Genomic DNA, 22,420 nt, shown 5'->3' with positions numbered 1-22,420 from the left:
GTCTCCGACTCAGTAGTTCTATGCCGAGTACCACGGACAAGCACGAATCGATACGCTTACCTATTACCCTGCCATCCCCTTATATCTGTAACAGGTATCGTCGCAACGCACGAAAACCTGGCGGCAGTTCATCGAAAATAGCGAGATATTCTTTCTCATCAACATGTCTTAAGCCAGGAGGCAAAACGGATTGGGATAAGGCTATACCGGAGACAGCATCATCACCGCCCCCCCCTTTAGATCGCGCCATACGCGTTGAACTATCAGAGGGCGATGAATGCGCAAGAACCTGACTGATCGAAGCCAGCCAGGCATCTACGGCAGCAGTATCAATGGGAGGAGTGGTTGCCATACTTTTTGCGTTCTGGTGTGATGTTAATTTTGAGGCCCAGTGTAATGTCCGAGAGTAGGTACTTCAATACATCATTGCTTGCGAAGCAGTACACCAGACAAGTTATCATTATTAATAATAAAAGCGCAACTTAGCCAAGGATTTTACGTCGAACATCTGCCACTTCCTTTTGTACGCTAGCGGCATCACTTTGAAACAGATTCATATCCTGACGAAGTTTTTGTAAATTGATCATATCCTCGTTATGGTTAAAATCACTACTACTCATGCCAGTGCGAATCTTCAAATCTTCCTTAAATATCAGTGCATCCTTAAAGGAGTTCGAATTCGGCAATTTTGGAAAATTTGGATCACGGTTTTTCGAGGCATCCATCATCTCCTTCAGCGTCATCTTGAGATCCTCTGGATCGCCCGGCTTACGCAAAGGAGAGTACTTATGCACTGAAATCAATTCCGAATAATCTATCTCATCGCCAGCATCTTTTCCCTCTAGCGCTCGGGCCAGAGCTTGGGACATCGACTGCTCATCGGCGAACTGTCCCAACCTAGGCGCTAGTAATCCGTTCACTTCTTGGATACCGTTCATTTTTTTATTGATCATCATCATAAAATAGAAGAAAACAATCGTTGGCGTAACACCCTCAGGCACCTCAGGCACCTCAGGCACCTCCAGCATGTCTCTAATGAAACGCTCATGCATCTGCTTTAACTGGTCTGCAAAAATTTCAGATCTATCTTTGATTACGCTATTTTTCTTATCAAGAATGAGCTGTAAATCAGCTGTAATCATCTTCGGCGTTTCATTCTCAAGGATTTTTCGCATCTCGCTAATAAGATCAGCTACCTCCGTCTCGTCCATCGGCCCCAACCCGCTAGCCAGAATTTCGAACATTTCTTTAATCATGCCGTCTTTATGGTGCGCGAGGATCGTCTGTGGTGATAAGCCCTGGATAAAATTTTCAATGTCTTTGATTAAACCATCGGCATCCATCATATCTGCTGATGGAGAGGTATTCGATACGGCTGCGATGCGGGTCAGTCCGTCCTGCCCAGAAACTACGCCATAAATCAGATGACTTTGTAACAAAGCGGTCTTTAGTTTCAAAGACTCTTCAATATCTGCCATACGATCCAGAGTCTCATTGGATGGCGCTTGTTCGTGCGCATCAGATAATAATTTTTCTGCCAGCTCCAAAAGCGCCTCTAAATGTTCACGTATTTCAAGAGCTTCTGGCGTCTCAGAGTGCAGCGCGGAAACCAACATTAGCTGCAAAGTTTCTTCGCACTGCTTTGCTAATGAATTCGGCTGCGATGACATCTGTTCTTGATTGGCTTCAATGTGTATATCAGCAGCGGTCTGATCTGGATTTGTGACCATGACATTGGATGTAGTCAACAACGGCGTGTACGTAGAATCAATCATATTAGTCCATCGCTTTCAAAATTTATTGTGTAAGGAAGTGAAAAGCCCTGACGTAGGGCAGGACTTTTCTATAGTAAGAAAAGGATCTATTTTTTTCCGTATATAGTAAATTTATTTTGGGCTGAATCTTTTCGCTTCACAGCAAGCCAATGAACACCAACAGAACAAGTGAATGCCTCTGTAATCTTAAAACAAGCGAATACACATAAAAATACAATAGTGCTGATGCCGCTCAAAACGATGTTTCACTATTACTTTCTCCAACTATCTGGCGTCAGTGCTCTTTCTTCCAGAATGCCGTATGCCGCGTCGTCGTACCTAACTAGAAAGCCAGAAAAACCCACACTAAAGCAGGTCCAACTACCGTTTCCAGGATCAAGTTAATTTAATTTTCTTGCACAAAGGTGTGCTCCACCAAGATTCGCTAAACTGCACTTAAGAGAGTGCAATATCGATTTCCCCAACAGTCATCAATTCAATATCTTGCGTTAACTCTTGATGCGCGATCACTGCCAGCTCGGGATAGGCTGCTTCAATTAATTTGCGTAGATAACGACGGATATCCATTTGCGTCAACAGAACAGGGAGCACGCGTCGCCCACGCAGATCGCCAACGGCCGTCTTCACGGCTTCTAATAATTGTTTAGTTTGATTAGGCTCTAGCACGGCATAACTTCCTGATGAGGTCTGACGTACTGCAGCACGCAAAGTTTCTTCCAGAGAATGCGATAAGAGATACACCGTCAGTACTTTGCTGGTACCACTACATTTATGCACAATCTGCCGCTTCATCTCAACTCTGGCATATTCGGTAAGTACCAAAGGATCTTTTTCCTTGCCGCCCCAACGGATCAAGGTTTCCAGTATCCGTTTCAGATTACGCACGGAGATCCCCTCTGCCAACAACCGCTGCAAGACTTCGGCAACGCGAGTCTTGGGCATAATGCGATCGCATTCTTTAATTAAATCAGGGCAAGTTGTTTCAAGCGAGGTTAATAATGAACAGGTTTCTTGTAATCCAAATAAATCGGCTGCATTACGCTCTAACAACACGCCAATGTAGGTGGAGAAAAACGCCAGCTCGTCCAAGACTTTGCTACCGGCACTGCGCAATAGTTCGGCATGACGAGCCTCAACCCAGATCGACTCAGGGAAAGCATCTGGAATCACGTCATCAAACTCACCATCATGATCCCTTTCAGGCAAAGGTATATCGACGTATTGGGCTAGCACACACCCCGGCGGTATCCGCCACGAGGCGACCGGCACTTCGTTCAAATGCATAGCACAACTGTGGGATGGCAAGGTTTCATCAATGCGCAACAAGATGTCAGGAAACGGAATTCCCAACTCAAAACTTTTTGCATTTTTGGTCTTGGTAACGGCACGACTGAGCGCCGCCAAAGTGTGGTGATCACGCAAGCTGGGAGCGAGGCTGATAACTAATGGGACAGAAAACACTTGCCCTTTGGCATCATCATATCCAGTACTTGTACCATCCTCATTTTGTAAGCGCACCCCGTCAGTTCCCACTTCGTCTTTACTATCTTTCGCTTTTTTGTGCTCGCTGATTAAGCGCCATACACCTAGCAATATTAGACTACTGGCCAGTATCATAAAGGTGACCATCGGCATGCCCGGTAAGAAGGCTATGCCAGACATGACTAAACCGCCGAATATCAGGGGCTTAGATTCAGTAAATAATTGAAAAACGATATCTTGCCCAATATTAGTTGGTTTATCTCCATCCTGCGCCACGCGGGTCACGATCAAACCCGCTGCTATCGATGTCAACAATGCAGGAATTTGGCTGACCAGGCCGTCCCCGATCGTCAAAATAGAATAGTTCTGAATCGCGGTAGAGAAGTCCATTCCTCGCTGAAGTACTGCAACACCAACTCCGCCAAGTAAATTGATGGCGACGATAATGAGTCCGGCAATCGCATCACCTTTGACAAATTTCATAGCACCATCCATCGCGCCATAAAACTTACTTTCAATTTCAATTTTCCCGCGTCGCTCCTTGGCGTCCTCTTTCGTTACTGATCCTGCCCGCACATCACCGTCAATCGACATTTGCTTACCTGGCATACCATCAAGAGAGAATCGGGCACCAACTTCGGCCACCCGCTCCGCACCTTTTGTGATGACGATAAATTGCACTAGGGTCAAAATTAAAAATACGATTAACCCGACAATCATATTTCCGCCAACCACGAAATCACCAAAGGTACGAATCACCGATCCGGCATCCCCCTGCAACAAGATCAAACGCGTAGTGGAAATCGACAAAGCAAGTCGAAATAAAGTCGATAGCAGCAGCAGCGTTGGGAACGAAGACAACTTTAATGGCGTATTGATTTGCAGCGCCACAACCAAAAGGACCACCGTGATCGACAAATTAAGTCCGATAAGTACGTCGATCAATATCGTCGGCATCGGCAAAATCATCATCGCCAGAATCGCGATGACGAGACCTAACAAGGCAGCATCAGCCTGCAATATCTTAGGACGAGGAAATCCTCGCAGTGAGGTTAGAAAAGCTTGCATTTTACAAATCGCTTAATAATAGAGGGGCGGTACGCTGTGACATCCAGCGTTGTTCAACTTGTTGTAACGTCGTAACAGCAGTCTCGATATCGCTGCCATCAATGTCTTGCACAGGTAGCCTGATCAGCAGCAGCAGGCGCATATCCTGATCGGTTAATCCCGCCATAATCGTGACTGGCCAACCTTCGCGATAATGGACCATCGCTAACAAACTAGCCATGCGCTGCTCATTGGGATAGCACTCCGGCAAGAGCAACAACACTAGCAACTCATCGTTGGAAAGCTCCAATACAAGTTCGTGTTGTGAATCAAGAGTGATGGTAATGATTAACGGCTCCTGCTCCCATTCTCCGGGTGCGTAGTCGAGCGATCTGACGTGGCAAAAATCTGCAATGGCTTGCTGTAAATTCACTGTATTACCCTAAAAAATCGATACGGTACGCTGTTACAAAGGTTCTTTTTCTGCCTCGCCATCAACGGCTTCCTGAATCGCGGATAAAGTTCTGTCACGCGACACATCATCAAAAAATAATCTATCAGGAAACTTACGTAGTGTTTGATGTACGCGCCCCAAAAAATACAAGCGCCAGTGCGTACTGGGGCGCATATAACGATCCGCCATACTAGAAAATTTCAGCGGAACAACCCATTTTTCGCGACCTATTTTTACTAATTCACGCGTTATCTTGACTGTATCTTCGTCATCCTCAACTTGATCTCTGACCAAGGCATTTTTCTTCCGTAGCAACTCGAAGAATTTTTCCCACTGATCCAACACCATGGCGAAACTGGCAGCGTCATAAAGTATCCCGCGCAAGAGATGCAAATACTCCGGCTCGCAAGAAGCCCATTGGGTATCAAGTTCCTCTCCAGCCACTTGCAGCAATAAGGTCAACGCTTGCCGTAAATTCTTTTTAAAACGTTTGAGAATTTCATCAATCGATCCGGCCAGCGAATCCCCAGCAAGCGCCAGCGCGACCAGAGAACTATAGCCCGCACGAAAATTAGCCGCCTCAGCATCAGTTTTACCGAAGCTCCACGATGCCTCAAAGGCATTTAGCTCCGCCCGAATCTGGGTTGCATGCTCTTCATCGATGGCTTGCTGCGCGGCCCGTATCTGTTGCATGAAATCATTCTCACCCCCATCGGATGACATTTCACTACTGGCAATTTCCAATACCAGCATCTGCTCAGTCGGGTTATCGGTTTCCTTCCGTGCTGAATCGAGAGCACTGCCTCTGGAAGAAACAACTCTCTTGGCCATTGCCACTAACTGCATACGTTGAGCGCGACACTGCGGCGCACGCATTAACAGACCCACCCCACGTTTCAGGGCAGCATTACGCGCCATCGTCGTAAATTTTTGAACACTCTTAGGCCCACTAGCGGCGTTGGGTCTAATACCACCCTCTCCTCTCCCTAATGGCGATGTTGGTCGCACACTATTAACAGGATCGGTATGCGAGGATCGTGATACAGCAGAAGCAGCAGAAGCTATATTCAACATGGGTTCACCTTAAAGTGGCGTTTCACTCACTCGCACCGGCATCCGATACATCCAGCAATGTAGGCGAAGAATTAAGCTGCTTCGATTGCGCTGGTAGCACGCTTAATGCATCCGACGTGGCCTGATGCAACACACCTTCAGGCACGACAGTGGGCGTAATTAGAAAATACCGCGTGCGGTTGACTTGCTTTTCACTGGTATGACGAAACAAGCCCCCGATCCACGGCAAGCTGCCCAGTAACGGTACCTTGCTCATAGTGGTTTGCGTTTCGTTTAAACGATGGCCCGCGATTAATAGGCTTTCGCCATCGCCGATCACCGCCTGAGTACTGATAGTGCTGCGTTTCACAACAGGCAGATTCTCAACTTTATCCATCTTGGAAAAATGACCATCTTCAATATCCAGTTGGAGCGCGACTCTGGAAGTTTTCTCGCCAATACCATGGACTACGCGCGGCGTTACTCTGAGTGACAGGCCAGTAGTGACCGGCAGGGTTTCTACCGCTCGATCACCTCGATTGAGGATGTGATAGGTCTCGTTCAGATCAAACATCGCTAAGGTGTTATCAGTACCTAAAATAGAGGGCTTAGATACAACTTGCGCCCGCCCTTCTTTTTGCAATGCATAAATGCGCGCCAACATATTCGTACCACCCGGCAGCACTGTACTGATCATGGCAGAGGTTGCCTTGTTAGCTAATACCCCCGCAATATCCATAGGGCTGGACTCACCTGTGTTGTTGACCCCTGCACTTACACCGTTGACAGACATACTCCAATCAACACCCAACTGGTCGATATCGCTTGAGTCGACATCAATGATCGTGGCTTCAATCTGAATCAGTGGCGCGGCATGATCTAATTGTTCTATCATTTTTTGATACATCGGTAGCATCTCTGAAGATGCCCCCACGATGACTGAATTGGTTCTGACATCCGCAGCAACCATGATATTTTGTAAAGCACCCCATGATGGTGCAGGTATCGGTTCCCTATCCGCCTCCCCCTCTTTACCTTGAGTGGTAGCCACGCGACCGGCCATTTGCTGCAACAGTTGAGCAATACCTGGCACCACAATTTCTTTATTACGGTAGGCAATGACGCGGTCCTGTACGCTCGCATATTTCAACTTGAATACACCGATTGTCTGCTTTAGAGAGTCTGAGGTAAGTAAGCCAATTGTGTTTGCTACTGCATCCACATATGCTGGCGGTCCGAACACGGCAATAACAGATTGTCCAGGTAGCTCACCCCAGCCGAAGCGCGCATCATGGACACCCATACTCGACAATACAGCCTTCATGTGCCCCAACGCCTCGCGCGGCACACTAATGACTTTGCGTTCCCGCTGACTTTGCTGGGTAACCGTCAAGACGCCATGATTAACGTACCAGTCAATGCTATATAGCCCGCTCAATCGATCAAGAAATTTGGATGGATTACTGGCCATTACTTCGCCATTCAGATCGCCCTTTACTGATGGATCGATACTCGTCTGCATACCGAAACTAAGTGCAAAATCTTGTAAAACTTGACGAATGGGCGTACGCGTTCCCACATAGGAATACGGCTCCTCCGGCCAGGGTGCGACACTTGGTGATAGCAGATTACCGCCTCGAATAGGAGCCGGCAGAGAACTGCCGCCCCAGATAGGAGCCGGTAAAGTGTTATCGCGCAATATAGAAGCCGGTAGCGTATTGCTGGCCCGAAGAGGGGTAAGAGGTACATTGTTGGCCAAAGCCGGAGCAATCATTACAAACATCGCAAGCCATAAAATAGCTGTCTTTTTTTTCGAAACTTTCATTGCATCATTTCCGTTGTGTTACGTAAAAAATCATTGAACTGGCGAACACGTAGCCTCAAAATTCAGTATGACAACTTAGAGAGAGTCATTCCCACAAAGAACTTATCAAACCTCCACACAAAAAATATCTAGTCAGGATAAGTAACACTGCTAAATAATTTTGATCATTCCAGCTTACATTCGTATGGACAGACGACCTTGCGCGCGTGAGGTGAGTTTGAACCAATCTCGCCAAACATCCGCAACGTTGAGAAACTCAAAAAAAAACGTCTGAAATAAATCGATCGGTGTCTCTTTATCAAAAGAGCGCTGTAACAAAAGAGTTCTCATATCACTATCAAGGACAGGAACTTCTTTTCTCTCATATGCACTTTGTGTCGCCTGCTGTAGAACTTGCGATAACAAATAGTCGTATTGCTCAGGCTCCGCAGAAAGCAAACCAATCCGTGTAGTCAAAGTTAGTTGTGCGTTATCGATAAAACACAGCACCTGATAGCGCCCATCGATCATGAGTTCGAGAAAACCCTCATCGTCGAACTTCCCATCCCCAAAACCAAGTTGTGAAAAATAATTTTGCCAGTTGGTACGGCCTGCATTAACTCTGTACATTATTAATTTCCCCTTCTGATTTTATGGCTGTACTTCTCGATTTATCGTCCGAACTAATCGGTTACTGCACATGATCGGCATCATCGTCATCCAAATCCATCCGGACCACCTCGCTCGAATTCATCTGTTTAAGTTGCTGTGCCACTGCAATAATGGCGGCAACCTGCTTAATCAACTCCATCGGAATATAAGTGTCGGTATCTACCGTGTGGTAAAGCGCTCTTGCCACTGGAATATGCTGAATGATTGGTACTTTTTCGCGTTCCGCAACCAAGAGAATCGCCATCGCCGCACTATCTTTTCCCTTAGCAACCACGACCGGTAAGGGCGTAATATTAGGATCGTAAAATAATGCCACTGCAAAATGCGTCGGATTTTTTACTACTACGGTCGACTGTTTCACAACATTGTCTGTACCGAACAAAATATCTTTGAAAAGATCCGTCCGACGATTTTTCATTTCAGGATCACCTTGATCTTCTTTATGGTCTTTCTTAACCTCTTCACGCTTCATCATCAATTTTTTGATAGTGCGATGATGCTGCCAGAACCAATCCAGAATCGCCAGAATCGCAAAAATAAAAAATATCATCAATACAATTTGAAAAAGCAATTTACTAGTGACAGTGACGATATCTGGAACACCTCCCCACAACAAACTCAGTACTAAACTCAAATTACCTTTTACAACTGTCCAAACCACTAAAAAAAGTATGCATGCACTAATCACCATACGTACAATTTCAGCCAATGTATTGGCCGAAAATATCTCTCCGATATTACTTTTTACGTTTAGCTTTTTAAGACTAGGAGTGACCAGTTTTGCAGAAAAAGATGGTCCTATTTGTACTAACTGAATAAATATTGAAGTTAATATAGAGAGCAATAAAAAAGCACCTACTATCAACCAGAATGTCATGAATAACGCTTTTCCAAGAACACGTATTGCAACGTCGAACGGCAAATTCATAACACTGGTCGCCGCGCTAAGAATACCCACCAAATACTCCGCCATCCATGCACCGCCGAAAAAAAGTAACGTCAACAGAACGGAGAACACTACGGTGTTGGTGAGTATTTCGCTACGTGTAACCTGTCCTTCTTTTTTCGCATCTCTTAATTTCCGAGGGGTGGGTTTTTCGGTTTTTTCGCTCACTGCAATACCCCGAGGGCTCCCAAAGCATTGACCTTCATCGTGCGTAAAAATCCATCAAAACGCCCCATTAATGCGCTCAAATAAAACAACATCAACAAAATCGCAACGATATTTTTTAACGGCATTGCCAAAATAAAAAGCTGCATCTTCGGAGAAAACTTACCTAAAAATCCAAAACCTATATCGATAAAAAATGTACAGATCAATACCGGCGCCGCCAGCAACAAGGTGAGTCCTGCATACCGGGAAAATTGATCCAGCCACCAGCCGAGCCCGACACCCGTAAACACCGGCCATACAGAATCGATCGGCCACAACAAATAACTATGGTACAAAACATCTATCAATAGAGAGAGCCCACCAGCTAATACAAAAAATGCCAAAAAAAACCATGGCATAAAAGTACCAAGGATCGCGCTTTCACTTGAGGTCATCGGATTGATGACGCTGGCAACCTGCGATCCACTTTGGGTATCGATCAACATACCTGCACTTTCGATGGCGGAGAATATCCATGCGATTGGTAATCCCAGCATTAACCCGATAACAATTTCTTTAAAAATCACAGCAATGGTTGGCGCTGCAATGCTGCCCTCTAATGATAATTGTGAAATTGCCATTAACGGAATCAGCGGCAAACAAATCGCACCAATCACGCACGCGCGCAACAGACCTGGCACGACGTCTTTTTGCAAAACAGGGATCACCATAAAAAAAACCATGGCGCGAGGAAATGCGGCAACCCATGCGGACAGGCCGTTCCAATGCGGTCCAAATTGTGCGGCGATGTCCATTAAATAAGGGGCAAATAATTCAACATATCCAGCATTAACCCAAGTAAACGGCTACCCATCCAGCTCCCCATAGCCATCAACATACCAAACGTCACACATAACTTAACGAAGAAAGCGAGGGTCTGATCCTGAATCTGAGTTGCTGCTTGCAACAGAGAAATTACAATACCAATCAAGGCAATCAATGCAACAAGAGGAACCACGAGTTGCAGCATCAATACCAACGATGAGTTAGTAATTTGTAGGAAATCATCCGGATTCATTACCCCCCTCCGTGCGCGTAAGAAAGCACTAGCCCGGAATACATCCGCGCCCAGCCCTCGGCCATAATGAACAACAATAATTTAAGCGGCAAAGAAACCGTCATCGGCGATAGCATCATCATCCCGAGCGCAAGCAAAATACTTTGTACAATTAGGTCGATGATGACAAATGGGATATAAAGCAAAAATCCAATTTCAAATGCTTCGGTCAATTCGGTGACAAGAAATGATGGTATCAATATTAAAAAGTCCGAACCAGTCGCTGAGGCGACAAGTTCAGGCGGCCATATTTTTTTAATTGCTGAGAGAAAAAATTCGGTTTGTGATGGGTGCGTATTGCTGACCAGAAAATTACGAAGAGGCTCTGCTGCACGCAGGATGGTTTCAATAAACAACTCAAGCGAAGTCATTGCTTCCGGCGTTTGTCTCAGGACCTCGTACATATGCAAAAAAATCGGCCCCATGACGTAGACGGAAAGAATTAATGCGATGCCATAGAGGACGATGTTAGGTGGAATTTGCTGCACGCCCAATGCATTTCTGAGCAACATCGAGACCACCGCGATCTTCAGAAAGGAGGTGGTCATTACAACGATAAATGGCACCAAACTGAATAACGCAAGAGAAAACGCGAGAGTCAGTGGTGTAAATTGCTCCATTAACCACCGCCCAAAAATTCTGTAATTTGCACGCCGATACGATCTTCTATCTGCACCAGTTCACCGCGCCCGATCAATTGGTCGTTAAGCGTAATGTTAACCAACTTAGGAAGCGCCCGGTCGATTTGAACTACAACACCCGGCGTCAGTGCAGCGATTTCCGATAGGGTCATATTTCGCTGACCTATATCGAAGTGCAAGGTAAGTGGTACATCGGCTAGTACGGGTGATGACTGTATATTTTCCTGTGGCATATCACTTTCAGCGTCGATTTCACTCGACAACTCATCATCTTCATATGCATTAAACAATTCCAAATCCTCTAAAGAAGACTCATCATTTAAGTTATTTAATAATGTCTTCCGATCAAAATTTTGCGTTTCCTGATTGTCCATATCTCTCATTGTCATACTTCCGCCAAAATCAATATCTGCGTGAAGAACGTTCTTTCCAAAAATGGTAATAATGATGCCCAGCATATTTTCAAGACTGGGATGTTGGTCAAAGAAGACCGTATCGCCGACGGATAAACTGTGTAGCGTGCCAAGTCCAAATTGTACCGATCCGATATCCAGGCACAACGGGAGTCTGACGGATTCCAATATAGAATTTTCTCGATAATGTAATAGATGCCCCCATTGCCGGACAATTTCTCGCAAAATATTTTCATGCAGTGCAACACTCACTTCAGCACGGATCGCCATCATTGGATCGTACGCATTTTTTCGTAATATGAGGCGTAACTGAGTAAGTTCTGAAGTGATGTGCGATAAAGATTGGAAGTCGACTTTATCAATTTTTAATTGATCCTGAAAAGGTAAATCTGAAAGCCACAAACCAACAATGTTGTGAGATACGGCCTCAAAAATATCAGGTACTACTGACAAACCTTCGGTCTGCCCAAGTTCGGTGTTCAGGGTATGTCGAAATAACCATTTGGGAAATAATATTTCAAATGGATAACCCAGCCACTCTCCAGATGCCCGTAAAAGATAAGGCGACTCCGTATCGATAATCGCACTACCAGGACCCATGCTGAATCCCCAACGCTCGTCGGAAATAAAAATATCACCGGTACAAATACGATATAGCGTATTGAACATATCAGCATCAGATGCCATGATTTTCTTCAACTGAACTGGCTTCCAACTCTCTGTTTTCCCCGCTATGGTCACATCAGAAAACATCATCATTCCCTATCGCCTCATCGTCCTTCACCATAAATTTCACATCGCGTCCCAATCGTATTCCCAACTCGGAAGACATTGTTTTCTGCTGCTTATGCAACCATGAGAGGGTGTTAGCCGAAGCGGATAATACGGATATTTGTACATACTGAGGAGTGCTAACAATATTAGCCAGAGTCGCCCCCAAGGCTGAAGAATTAATAACTACCTTAACTTCGCGCACAGTTTGGTTATTACCAGATAAAGCTGCCGCTGCCGCTGTTTCAAATTCACTCAAAAGCGTTCCCATTCCCGACAATCCCTGCAAACTCGCATGTCCGGCCAAAGCTGGTGTTTGAATCTGAATAGGATCGGCTATCACACTAGAGCTCGTCATAGAATTAAATTGCAATTTCGTGTGTGAAATCGCATCGCCTGCCCATACATCAGAGCCATCTATAGAACCATCAAATAGCTCGGAAAAATCAATACTCGTCGGATCATTAGAAGGCGAATAAGAGCACTTCGATATCTCCACACCATAATTTTCTTCAGTAAGATCAACACCGTTTTTTTTGAATAAACAGTCTTTTTTAAGCTTATCTTGCTCATCACAAAAATACCGTCTAAACCGTTCTGCATTGGTCGTATCCGCTGATTTTGAGCATGATGAAACCGGCTTGGTACGACTGGTGTCAGTTGATTGATACGAGCCTGAAGACGCGCGAATTAAATCCGTCATTACTATTTTCTCTTATACGTATATAGGCGTTATGCGATTAATCACGCCGATGCAAAAAAGGGCGTTCAAATTTCTTCACATCGATACGTTCTTGTTCAAGTTTCGCCGGTCGGCTACTTTGCGCCACCAGTATTTTAAATTTCTCTTCCCGCCGTACTGCCTCAGTTTTTACATCATTAGCCTTTGCCAATACATTGGCGGCCTGGGCATGCTCATTTTCTGCGGTCGTGCGCTTATGCGCTAATTCAGTTAGGTTCTGGTGCAATTGGCCTTCTTGTCTTCTGACATTGGCAATATCTATTATGCCAACCCGTTTTTCGCTAAGTTGATCAAAAAGTCTTCGTTTATCGTCTTGAAAAGACACATTTTTTTCGTTCCAAACTGCATCAGCTTCAGCGTAGAGTTCCTGTTGTTTGCTCTCAATCCGACAGCAACGTGCCCACTCTCGCTCGGCCTTACGAAGTTTCAACTGGCGTATTTTTAGAATCTCCTTAGCAAGTGCGTGAAATTTTATGCCAGACATGTTTGCAACCCCTTTATGATTTTTTCGAATGACAGGATGCTATCCAAAGGTTGCTGTAAAAAGTTCTTAATATTGTCAATTTTTTTGACCGCTTCGTCTCCCTCTGCATCATTACCTGCCTGATACTCTCCCAAGCGCACTAATAATTCGATCTCTTTATGCTTGGCAAGCAACTGGCGCATACGCGCGGCTAAACGACGGTGCTCCGGTGTTACCACGTTATTCATCACCCGGCTAACACTGGCCAGTACATCAATCGCCGGATAGTGGTTTTCGGATGCTAATTCTCGCGACAAAATGATATGACCATCGAGCAAGGATCGCACTTCATCAGCTACCGGCTCGGTCATATCGTCACCCTCAACTAGCACTGTATAAAAAGCAGTAATAGAGCCTTTATCATTCATGCCAGCGCGCTCGAAAACCCTTGGTAATAAAGAGAATACTGACGGCGGGAAACCTTGCCGGGTTGGTGCCTCACCAATGGCAAGCCCAATCTCGCGTTGGGCGCGTGCCAGCCGCGTGATCGAATCGACTACCAGTAAGACACGCTTCCCCTGATCGCGGAAATACTCCGCAACCGTAGTCGCCACCAAGCCGGCTTTCAGGCGTTCCGATGCAGGACGATCCGAGGTTGCTACTACCACGACTGTTTTTTTTAAGTCTTCTGGACCTAAATCACGTTCGATAAATTCACGTACTTCGCGCCCGCGCTCGCCGATCAGGGCAATCACGTAAACGTCTGGAGTCGATCCTTTGATTAGCATCGATAGCAAGGATGTTTTACCAACCCCTGCGGCCGCAAATATTCCCGTACGCTGACCTTCAGCGCACGTCAATAAACCATCAATTGCTCTCACGCCCACCGACATCGGTGTGTGAATAATTTTTCGCGTCATGGGATTCGGCGCAGCCGCATTGACAGAAACGTTCAGAGGTAAATAAGTTGGTAGTTTTAAACTGCCGGTGCCAGGATTGCCGTAGCCGTCCAATATGCATCCCATCAATTGATCTCCCACTGCAATCTGATAGGGACGCCCGGTCATAATTACTTCGGTATTGAATGAAATACCATCCATCTCGCCCATCGGCGACAACAACGCGATACCGGGTTCCAATCCAACAACTTCAGCGTAGCGCTCCCATCCATGATCAGGACAGCGTAGCAGGCATAGATCACCAATACGTGCATAGGGCACCTTGGCACGTAAAATAACACCGGCTATTCGTTCGACTTTCCCTTTAACCTTGAATAGGGGAATACTTCTCAAAAGATTATGGTATTTTTCACCTGCAAAATAGTTTGTCTGAATCATGTCCGACTCTGTTCGAATGCCTCAGCCACAGCCGCCAATTGATGCGTCAAACTACCCTCAACATTGCCGCTTGCCGTTATAATCCTGCAAGCGTCTTGATCAAGCTTACTATCCGACATCACAATTGGCATCGGAGAAACCATGCCATACAAGTCAGCAAGACGTGCAGTAACTTCCTCCATATGTGCAGGGTGAACATACACCGTCACCCCACCCTTCTCGTCAATCAATTGCGCTAACGCCTGATGAACCAATCGACTGACCTGTTCACCGCGCGGGATATCACCTATCAACGTTTCTGCAATTGCAAGCGATAAGCGCATCAGCTCACGTTCTGTCGACTTAAGTACCAATACATGGGCTTGCGCCAACTTCGCCATTTCACGAGCTTGTTCACCCTGCGCCTTTGCAAGACCTTCCGCATACCCAGCTCGGCACTCGGCTTCGCGCTCCTGTCGGGCATGTTCCAAAATTTTATGCGCCTCTTCCTGCGCTTCAAACAATATTGCTTCAGCGTCGTAGCGCACGCCAAGATCTTTGACACGTAATATCCGCGCTGTTGGGTCTATGCGCATGAAGTCGGTCGCACCAGATGCTGGGTCAACTCGATTGTTTCCTTCATTACGGTGATGCGTTGAATCCACGGCCAAACCTCATACTGAGAAAATTGTTGAACTGCCTCGGGGACAGACGATATTTGAACCAAGGGAACCCGCGGCAGTTTTAATAAAAATCGCTGGGAAATTACTTCAGGAACACCCAGGCATGCCTTACGCAACAGGTTGTATCCAGACTCGGAGGCGGCAGCTAAATATTCATCTGGCTTTAATTTATATGGCGTATAAAAAAACTTTCTACCTGCCAGTAACGGCGCTTGACGACATAAAAATGTATGTAAAGAGTCGCCCAGACATTCCCGCCACGCCGCCACAGACTCTTGACTCAAAGCCTGCCTGACAGTGTCTGCGCTAAGTATCATTCCGATAAATAGGGCGATCCGCTCAAGCTCAGAAATTGAGTAAGTCATGGCAATAGTCAACGCAGGTAAAGTTCCATCAAAAGTATCTTCCGCAGTCAGATTAAGCTCGTGTAGAACATGACGGGATAATGCCTTGTGTCCATGTCGACCTTCAAACAACATTCTCGCTAATGTAGAATTATCGACAAATTTATCACGCCAGCTAACGTGCATCCATTGACTTGGTAACGCGCGAAATTTCGCTAGCGCAAGTGCAGTCTGAGAATAATTTCGCCACGAATCACCATCGATATTTTTTTCGTTGAAATACATTATCAGTCACACATTTTAATTTTCAATACTATCGCTAGGTTTCAACGTACGTCTGGTACGTAAATACCACCAGACAAAAACTGACAGTGCAGCACACACGATAAATGCCAACAACAATATTACGAACAAGGGAAGAGCACGCTGTGGCACATCATTCATTAGCCTATTTTCGGTATTGTTTATGAGCGTCGATCTGGACGTCGGAATCACTACCACTGACACTCTATCTATCTCAAGATTGGGTATCGAACGTGCTACAAATTGCCGTATTTCAGGCACTATTCGATCAAACTCAACCAAATTGTCATACTTTATTAGTACACCAGCAGAAGCAGGCGTCTCCTCCTCAATCAATGATGCTCTCTTTGGTAAAACAGGATGAACAGTCACGTACATCACACCATCAATGTTTGAGATGGACTCCTCCAATTGCTGTCCCAGCGCATGGACATAACGAGCACGCTCTTCCAATGGCGACGAGAACAATCCATCTTTTTTGAAAACGTCGCCAAGGTTATCGTATCGTTTGCGCGGTAAACCCTGATCGTGTAGCAAACTACGACTCTCTTTCTCATCTGCTTTATCTACAAATATAGTGGATTCACCATCCCGATTTTCACTAACGTTGACAACGATACCAACCGCACTTAAGGCTGATGCGATATTGCGTACTTCAAGTTTCGATAATCCACCGGCTATTTCCACTGAAGAATTACCACAACCTGTCAAAAAGATAAAAAGGCAAGAAAAAAGTATTTTTTTTAAAACATTAACAATCAAAGCCATTACTGAATCCGCACGAGTTGATCGATATGATTCGCCGACTTCGTAATAAAATGTCCGCCAATTTGATAACTAACCATAGTGATTTCTAATTTTTTATTGAATGCCAACATTCCGCTCGCTGATAATTCTTCCGGTATGGGCGTTACTGGATGCTCTTTAAAAGCATCCGAAATATACGATGTAGCATCGTCAGAAGACGCATATTGTGCAAATGAAAACTGACGGTTTTCGCTTGCCAGTACAGACTCAAAATTTTGTACTACATGACGGTCCGGTGCAATCAGCCGGGCATCAGCAATCATCTCAGCCATCGTTAATGGACTCTTTAATTCGTTGTCAAATGACTGAACTAAAGCTAGTTGATGTAATGCACTCATTGAATGTCATTCCTATGTGAAAAATGTAATTCGTTCTTAATCTCTTGCGCCATCAACGACCGAATTTTTTTCTTTTCTTCCCTCGTTATATGCACCATCCGATCGAAGGCAGAATTCACAAAATAATCACCATCGCGGCTTAAATCAACCGCGCACTTCAACATAATTTTTTCATTTAATGGACCAATGGAGATGATCGGCAAGCGTTGATGTAGCATATTTCTTCGCAACAAATGCATAACTAAAACCTCGTTCTGAATATCTGGAAAGTCAGCCACCCATGCCAACATGGTCATGACTTCATCCTCCATATCAACAATAAAAGTTATATCAATTTCTTCGTTAATTTTTAGGACATATTTATTAGAAGACGGTCCCGGTACATCCTTAAAACCAATATGCGCCAATACGGTTTTTATTGCCGTCTGGAAGCGAATATATTCAAACATAGTCAACCTTTAGTCCCATTCAAGTCATGCTACAAATTTTCAGCCATGCAGCTGCATTTTTCGCAGTTTTCACATCACCCGCCGCTTTGGCGAGTGCTTCCGTTTTACTGAGTATTTCTATAGCCTTCTCTTTTTCACCAATTTTCACCAAACATTCGCCTAATAAAAACATCATTGTCGGATCTGGATCCTGCAGGACCGCCGTCGTTAATGGTAGTAATGCCGCAGCATATTTTCGACGATCCATCCTGACCAAGCCCAATGCCTTAAGATAGCGTTTAACGGTTGGTTGAAATATCAAAATATACAGAAATACATTTTCTGCTTCTTGACACATGCCATGCCGATACAGTTGGCAACCTCGCGCATAAAGTGCTTCTAACTGGTCATCAGTTATACAATTATGATTAGCGTTTTCATCCTCTGTTACATGCATCATTTTCTTACTCTTCCAGTGCCTGCTTCAACTGTTGTCTTGCGCGTGAAACCCGGCTTGCAAGGGTTCCCATAGGAATTCCTGTGGCTTGGGAAACTTCTTCGTAACTCTTTCCCTCCACACCTATTTCATAGATTGCATGCTGCATCTCATCAGGTAACAGCTGAAGAAAATCATCTAATCGCGTCAATTTTTCCAATTCAGCGAATTGCTCTTGCGCGCTCAACGTAGTTCCAAGCGCTATCGATGTTTCGATACTTTCGTCGACATCATTGGAAGCATCTATCACGGCCTTGTGACGTCCTTGCTGGTAGTAATGATCACGGATTTTATTTTGTAAAATACCGAAGATCCATGTCTTCAAACTAGACTCTCCCCGAAATTGCGGTAAGGCTTGGAATGCACTTAATAATCCTTCTTGCAAAGTGTCTTCCGCTGCGCCTTTATCACCGATCTTCTTTGATACAAAATGCAAAAGACCTGAATAGTTTTCGCTAAGTGTTTTTTTAAAGATTTCCTGGCTATGCTTATCCACACTAAATCAGCCCATTTTCTTAAGGATGTCCTGAACCACATCACCATATTTTTGCTGTACCGTACCCGCTGTGGAAGTAAACAAACTCCACTTTTGCATTTCCACCTGAAACGCTAATAACTCTTGCGTAGAAACATCTTTTTTGTCACCAAATTCTTTTAATTTTTTCATAAAATCAGCATCAGCAGTAGCAGCAGCAACGCCTATAGTTTCTTGAACACTGTTGAATGATGTCGAGCTCATGTATTTCAAACCTTTAAATAAAATCGTTACTCTAATATTGGGACAAACACTGCACCCTTCGGCGTCAGTGACTTCAAAACCTTTCCATTTACTTCACCCGCTACAAAAATTCTCTCTCCAGACTCCAGCAACACATACGGCACAGTGCCGGTGATAGCGGCCCGGATTTTCAATGGCTTCTCTTTAATTTCAGGCAACTCATCAAGGTTGAATTGCAATGGAATAATGCGATGAAGTAACTCAGATTTTTTTTCAAACCATAAAATCAATCTTGCTCGCTGCTTTGCAGTGGCTCTACCTGTAATCATGAAATTACCATCAAGCTGCTCGGATACTTTTAAAAAATCAGCATCTTCCTTAACTGACCACTCTTTAATCCATGCCTGCATTTCGTCGATTGAAACCAAGGAAAATTTCACATCTCGTAATGCTGGTACATTTTTCTTTAGCCCCTGCGTCACTCGTTCAAAATTTTTATAGTTCATAGTCATGCCATAGATTCTGGCGCGCCCCAAGTAGTCAATTTCAGTTTTTAATGCACCATCCTCTATGAGTAAGAATTTTTTTGCCATATTCAGCACTATAGTTTCTGAATATAGATGCACTTCAATCCGATCGTTCCAAGGTGCTAACGCACGCTCAAATGTGCGCAATTGCTGATTTCCCGGCAAATACCCTCGCAACACCACTTTTCCTTTTGTCGAGCTAATTTCTATACGATCGACATAACCATGTTCAGCAATAATCGCTTTAATATTTTGTAATAACTTCCCAGAATCCTCGCCTGAAATAGGAGCTTGAATATTAGAATCAATTAAGAGCGTCTTAATACCAAAATAACTTCCCACTCCAACAACGATCAAAAAGACCAACAGCAAGCGTTTTCGATTTATGCAAGATGGCCGCGCCAACCATTTTTTCGCATCTTTAGGCGAAGATAGTTCCAGCGCCTTCAAGCTTTCTTCTGGTGTAGGCCACGGCGCTGAAACTGCATCCACCGTCAAACCGACACTTCCTATACCCAATACATCGCCATGTCGCAAGATACGTGGTTCTTTTTGCTTAGGTGGCTTGCCATCTATAGGCAGGAAAGAGACCGAAAATCCTGTATCAATTAATTGAATATGAAAATGCTGTGGCAAAACACCTTGTCCAGATAACACAATGTCATTTTCGTTTCCACAGCCCACCGCATAGACGCGTTCACGTTCAATCGAAAGTGCTGCACCGACTTGCTCTCCCCATAAAATACGTAACTCCATTGTGTCACTGCTCATTTTTCAACAACATAAAACATCACCATAAAAATATCCATGATCGTCCGTAAGCGGAGGCAAAGTCTCCAACTTCATTGTCAAATCTGGCATCCAAACATCGCGACTTTATCGCAGCTTTTCTGCTCTGATTATTCTTTCATTACGAAGGTCATTCGACATCAACGAAAACTAAATTAACGATGCTTATAAAGTGCAATAACCTTAGTTTTTAATACTATCCAAACATATTTTATTCTTTTAGTGACTTGCTAAAGTAAGTACCAGTCACCCCTATAAATACTGAACTTAAGGCATACGTGTAAGCAGGACCATCACCTAATCAGTAGTTAGCTACAAGAGCAACTCCGACCAAAGTCAATGAAACCGTTCAACTTCCGATCTGAAAATTTAATAGTAATCGTCTGATAAGGAATCGAATTCCGAAGGTCAAAAACCCAACTATCAATGACGCTATCGACAGCCTATGACGATTGAATCGATATCTATTGGCATCCGAATTGGCTGACTTAGTTGCACCTGATTAATAAATTGAATAGCAGTAAATTCGAAGCGAACTATAAGATGATAGAAATAATCAATCTCGATGGAAATATGATGATTATTAAATAGATGTGAACTACTGATCATTTTTTCGGATTTAGAAATTTATTTCAATATTCAAGAATGACCTGCGAGCATTTTTTTCTGCCAAAGCGAACGAGCCAGCAGGACAGTGTCATAGCTGTCATTATTTAATTTTTTGTTTGCGCTAACATAAAATATCAAATCAGAGTGCTGAATTGTGCTGAGCGGTGTGTACAATTTGACTACCACTTTGGCGGATCGAAACAATGCCCACGGATACACTGACAAACACAGATCGATCGTTTTGGCGTCGAACGCGTAGACCGTCGCGTCCAGCTCCACCCCAAATGGTTCGTTGGCATACTGAGGGCGCGCCATCGCAATCAAATGCCGCGCAAGATCGGCGTAGATTTGCCAGGGACGCGTGGCATTCGCGTTGGCCAATGTATTGCGAGAAATGGTCGAACATCGAAAGCCCATGTGATACAGCCGATGGGCTTGTGCACGCAAATTGATTTCGATGTCGCGCAGCGATTCCCTATAAGTCAGTTACGCGAACGCCATCTCAGCCTTTTCTACAATATTTTTTGATATTTTTGGCAGGTAGCACAATATCGTATCAAGCAAATTCCAGTTTTCATCTGTAAGATCACATTCGTTCCAGTGCTTATCAGATATGGGAATGAGCTTTTGAAGTCCACACAAGGTTGGTGGCATATCTGGCACAGGCATCAGCCCATTTCGCCATCTCAGCTACTAATTTGGTCGTAGACTCAATCCGGATATTGATTACATGTTGTTGCATATGCGCCCCTTCGACGCCCATAATTTTGTTCCACTAGTTCCTGCAAGTAGATATTGGGACCAGTGGAACCAAAACGTTTTTTAGTACTTTTGTACTTTGGTTCCAGCGAGAACAGCGCCAGAATTTGCTCTCCGACTCGCGGAACCAGTGGAACCGCTGGAACCACGAATTTTTGCATATCCTGATAATTATTCTTGAATACATCGCTCCATTTGGTTAGCCCTCCCACATTTTGGAGGTGAAAACGTAGTAGCAAGTTTTTCCCAATTCCGGCAATCGCTTGCTTTGCGCTGCTCTTACTAGCCCATCTGGTTCGAGCCATCCGGCCTCAATTAAAACCTTATCAACAGTCTTCATATCGAACCCCACGCACACGTTCCGCTTATACGCTTCGGTCAATACAAAGTACTCCTGCACTCCGTCAGCGGTCTGGCGAAATCCGGCCCGGTTGCATGTGATGCGCCCAGACGTATCTTTCATATCGGATAAGCGAGACTCACCATACGACTCAAAGAACGCCTTCACGCTGGACAAGATCGTGCTACGTTACTGATTGCCGCCACCGCCTCGACTCTTGAGCCACGACATAAAGCAAGTTGTCGTTGCATCGATCGCTTCATCTGTTTGCCCGCCGGTGATTCCTGCCACAGCGGCATATTCACGAGCGATAGCGATCATGCGGACCTCTTGACCAGCCTTGGCAATCTTGCCGCCGTCGCGCATGTGCTGGACAAGGCCGATTTCGCCGGAACTGATCGATTCGTGCTCGATGAACCGGGCGCTTAGAGAAGCT

General features: G+C 44.9%; 26 protein-coding genes and 1 pseudogene. All 27 read right to left on the bottom strand.

What is annotated here, in order from left to right; genetic code table 11:
- Window positions 1–79: 79 nt before the first annotated feature.
- The gene (locus ACVBEF_RS15005; protein WP_447124748.1) at window positions 80–352 is read right to left on the bottom strand and encodes a hypothetical protein; all 273 of its coding nucleotides are present in this window, start codon (window positions 350–352) and stop codon (window positions 80–82) included.
- A gap of 130 nt (window positions 353–482) precedes the next feature.
- Complete coding sequence (locus tag ACVBEF_RS15000; RefSeq protein WP_447124747.1) at window positions 483–1,775, bottom strand: hypothetical protein; 1,293 nt, start codon at window positions 1,773–1,775, stop codon at window positions 483–485.
- Between the two features lie 435 nt (window positions 1,776–2,210).
- Window positions 2,211–4,325, bottom strand: a complete 2,115-nt coding sequence (gene sctV, locus ACVBEF_RS14995; RefSeq protein ID WP_447124746.1) for a type III secretion system export apparatus subunit SctV — start codon at window positions 4,323–4,325, stop codon at window positions 2,211–2,213.
- Between the two features lies 1 nt (window position 4,326).
- Window positions 4,327–4,737 carry a hypothetical protein gene (locus tag ACVBEF_RS14990; RefSeq protein ID WP_447124745.1) on the bottom strand — a complete coding sequence of 137 codons (411 nt, stop codon included), beginning with the start codon at window positions 4,735–4,737 and terminating at the stop codon, window positions 4,327–4,329.
- A gap of 33 nt (window positions 4,738–4,770) precedes the next feature.
- Complete coding sequence (locus ACVBEF_RS14985; RefSeq protein WP_447124744.1) at window positions 4,771–5,832, bottom strand: TyeA family type III secretion system gatekeeper subunit; 1,062 nt, start codon at window positions 5,830–5,832, stop codon at window positions 4,771–4,773.
- A 22-nt stretch (window positions 5,833–5,854) separates the two neighbouring features.
- Window positions 5,855–7,636 (bottom strand): type III secretion system outer membrane ring subunit SctC, encoded by a 1,782-nt coding sequence (gene sctC / locus ACVBEF_RS14980; protein WP_447124743.1) that lies wholly within the window; start codon window positions 7,634–7,636, stop codon window positions 5,855–5,857.
- 174 nt (window positions 7,637–7,810) lie between these two features.
- Window positions 7,811–8,245: a CesT family type III secretion system chaperone gene (locus tag ACVBEF_RS14975; RefSeq protein WP_447124742.1), complete on the bottom strand. Its 435-nt coding sequence runs from the start codon at window positions 8,243–8,245 to the stop codon at window positions 7,811–7,813.
- A gap of 61 nt (window positions 8,246–8,306) precedes the next feature.
- Complete coding sequence (locus ACVBEF_RS14970) at window positions 8,307–9,401, bottom strand: EscU/YscU/HrcU family type III secretion system export apparatus switch protein (RefSeq protein WP_447124741.1); 1,095 nt, start codon at window positions 9,399–9,401, stop codon at window positions 8,307–8,309.
- Window positions 9,398–10,195, bottom strand: coding sequence for a type III secretion system export apparatus subunit SctT (gene sctT, locus ACVBEF_RS14965; protein ID WP_447124740.1), 798 nt, complete (start codon window positions 10,193–10,195; stop codon window positions 9,398–9,400). Before sctT ends, ACVBEF_RS14970 begins: the two co-directional genes overlap by 4 nt.
- Window positions 10,195–10,458: a flagellar biosynthetic protein FliQ gene (locus ACVBEF_RS14960; protein ID WP_447124739.1), complete on the bottom strand. Its 264-nt coding sequence runs from the start codon at window positions 10,456–10,458 to the stop codon at window positions 10,195–10,197. Before ACVBEF_RS14960 ends, sctT begins: the two co-directional genes overlap by 1 nt.
- Window positions 10,458–11,117, bottom strand: a complete 660-nt coding sequence (gene sctR / locus ACVBEF_RS14955; RefSeq protein WP_447124738.1) for a type III secretion system export apparatus subunit SctR — start codon at window positions 11,115–11,117, stop codon at window positions 10,458–10,460. The genes ACVBEF_RS14960 and sctR overlap by 1 nt, the downstream gene beginning before the upstream one ends.
- Window positions 11,117–12,310 carry a type III secretion system cytoplasmic ring protein SctQ gene (sctQ, locus tag ACVBEF_RS14950; RefSeq protein ID WP_447124737.1) on the bottom strand — a complete coding sequence of 398 codons (1,194 nt, stop codon included), beginning with the start codon at window positions 12,308–12,310 and terminating at the stop codon, window positions 11,117–11,119. Before sctQ ends, sctR begins: the two co-directional genes overlap by 1 nt.
- Window positions 12,294–13,025 carry a hypothetical protein gene (locus tag ACVBEF_RS14945; RefSeq protein ID WP_447124736.1) on the bottom strand — a complete coding sequence of 244 codons (732 nt, stop codon included), beginning with the start codon at window positions 13,023–13,025 and terminating at the stop codon, window positions 12,294–12,296. Before ACVBEF_RS14945 ends, sctQ begins: the two co-directional genes overlap by 17 nt.
- 37 nt (window positions 13,026–13,062) lie before the next feature.
- Window positions 13,063–13,548 (bottom strand): hypothetical protein, encoded by a 486-nt coding sequence (locus ACVBEF_RS14940; protein ID WP_447124735.1) that lies wholly within the window; start codon window positions 13,546–13,548, stop codon window positions 13,063–13,065.
- Window positions 13,536–14,864 carry a type III secretion system ATPase SctN gene (gene sctN, locus ACVBEF_RS14935; RefSeq protein ID WP_447124734.1) on the bottom strand — a complete coding sequence of 443 codons (1,329 nt, stop codon included), beginning with the start codon at window positions 14,862–14,864 and terminating at the stop codon, window positions 13,536–13,538. Before sctN ends, ACVBEF_RS14940 begins: the two co-directional genes overlap by 13 nt.
- Window positions 14,861–15,439: a type III secretion system stator protein SctL gene (gene sctL / locus ACVBEF_RS14930; protein WP_447124733.1), complete on the bottom strand. Its 579-nt coding sequence runs from the start codon at window positions 15,437–15,439 to the stop codon at window positions 14,861–14,863. The genes sctN and sctL overlap by 4 nt, the downstream gene beginning before the upstream one ends.
- Window positions 15,430–16,155: a SctK family type III secretion system sorting platform protein gene (locus tag ACVBEF_RS14925; protein WP_447124732.1), complete on the bottom strand. Its 726-nt coding sequence runs from the start codon at window positions 16,153–16,155 to the stop codon at window positions 15,430–15,432. The genes sctL and ACVBEF_RS14925 overlap by 10 nt, the downstream gene beginning before the upstream one ends.
- A 15-nt stretch (window positions 16,156–16,170) precedes the next feature.
- Entirely contained in the window at window positions 16,171–16,941 is a 771-nt protein-coding gene (locus ACVBEF_RS14920) for a hypothetical protein (protein WP_447124731.1), read from the bottom strand.
- Window positions 16,941–17,318, bottom strand: a complete 378-nt coding sequence (locus ACVBEF_RS14915; protein WP_447124730.1) for a hypothetical protein — start codon at window positions 17,316–17,318, stop codon at window positions 16,941–16,943. Before ACVBEF_RS14915 ends, ACVBEF_RS14920 begins: the two co-directional genes overlap by 1 nt.
- On the bottom strand, window positions 17,315–17,767 hold the full coding sequence (locus tag ACVBEF_RS14910; RefSeq protein WP_447124729.1) for a hypothetical protein: 453 nt from the start codon (window positions 17,765–17,767) through the stop codon (window positions 17,315–17,317). The genes ACVBEF_RS14915 and ACVBEF_RS14910 overlap by 4 nt, the downstream gene beginning before the upstream one ends.
- A gap of 19 nt (window positions 17,768–17,786) precedes the next feature.
- The gene (locus tag ACVBEF_RS14905) at window positions 17,787–18,206 is read right to left on the bottom strand and encodes a tetratricopeptide repeat protein (RefSeq protein WP_447124728.1); all 420 of its coding nucleotides are present in this window, start codon (window positions 18,204–18,206) and stop codon (window positions 17,787–17,789) included.
- A 4-nt stretch (window positions 18,207–18,210) separates the two neighbouring features.
- The gene (locus ACVBEF_RS14900) at window positions 18,211–18,738 is read right to left on the bottom strand and encodes an RNA polymerase sigma factor (RefSeq protein WP_447124727.1); all 528 of its coding nucleotides are present in this window, start codon (window positions 18,736–18,738) and stop codon (window positions 18,211–18,213) included.
- Window positions 18,739–18,744: 6 nt separating this feature from the next.
- Window positions 18,745–18,981: an EscF/YscF/HrpA family type III secretion system needle major subunit gene (locus ACVBEF_RS14895; protein WP_447124726.1), complete on the bottom strand. Its 237-nt coding sequence runs from the start codon at window positions 18,979–18,981 to the stop codon at window positions 18,745–18,747.
- Window positions 18,982–19,007: 26 nt separating this feature from the next.
- Window positions 19,008–20,243, bottom strand: coding sequence for an FHA domain-containing protein (locus ACVBEF_RS14890; protein ID WP_447124725.1), 1,236 nt, complete (start codon window positions 20,241–20,243; stop codon window positions 19,008–19,010).
- Between the two features lie 806 nt (window positions 20,244–21,049).
- Window positions 21,050–21,371, bottom strand: a pseudogene (locus tag ACVBEF_RS14885) (DUF4372 domain-containing protein); the annotation flags it as partial.
- Between the two features lie 224 nt (window positions 21,372–21,595).
- A complete protein-coding gene (locus ACVBEF_RS14880; protein WP_447124724.1) occupies window positions 21,596–21,949 on the bottom strand; it encodes a hypothetical protein in 354 nt (117 codons plus the stop codon).
- Between the two features lie 224 nt (window positions 21,950–22,173).
- The coding region (locus ACVBEF_RS14875; protein WP_447124723.1) for a hypothetical protein at window positions 22,174–22,420 on the bottom strand (247 nt) is incomplete at its 5' end.

Source organism: Glaciimonas sp. GG7 (assembly GCF_052976905.1).
This window is presented reverse-complemented; position numbering and strand designations above follow the sequence as displayed.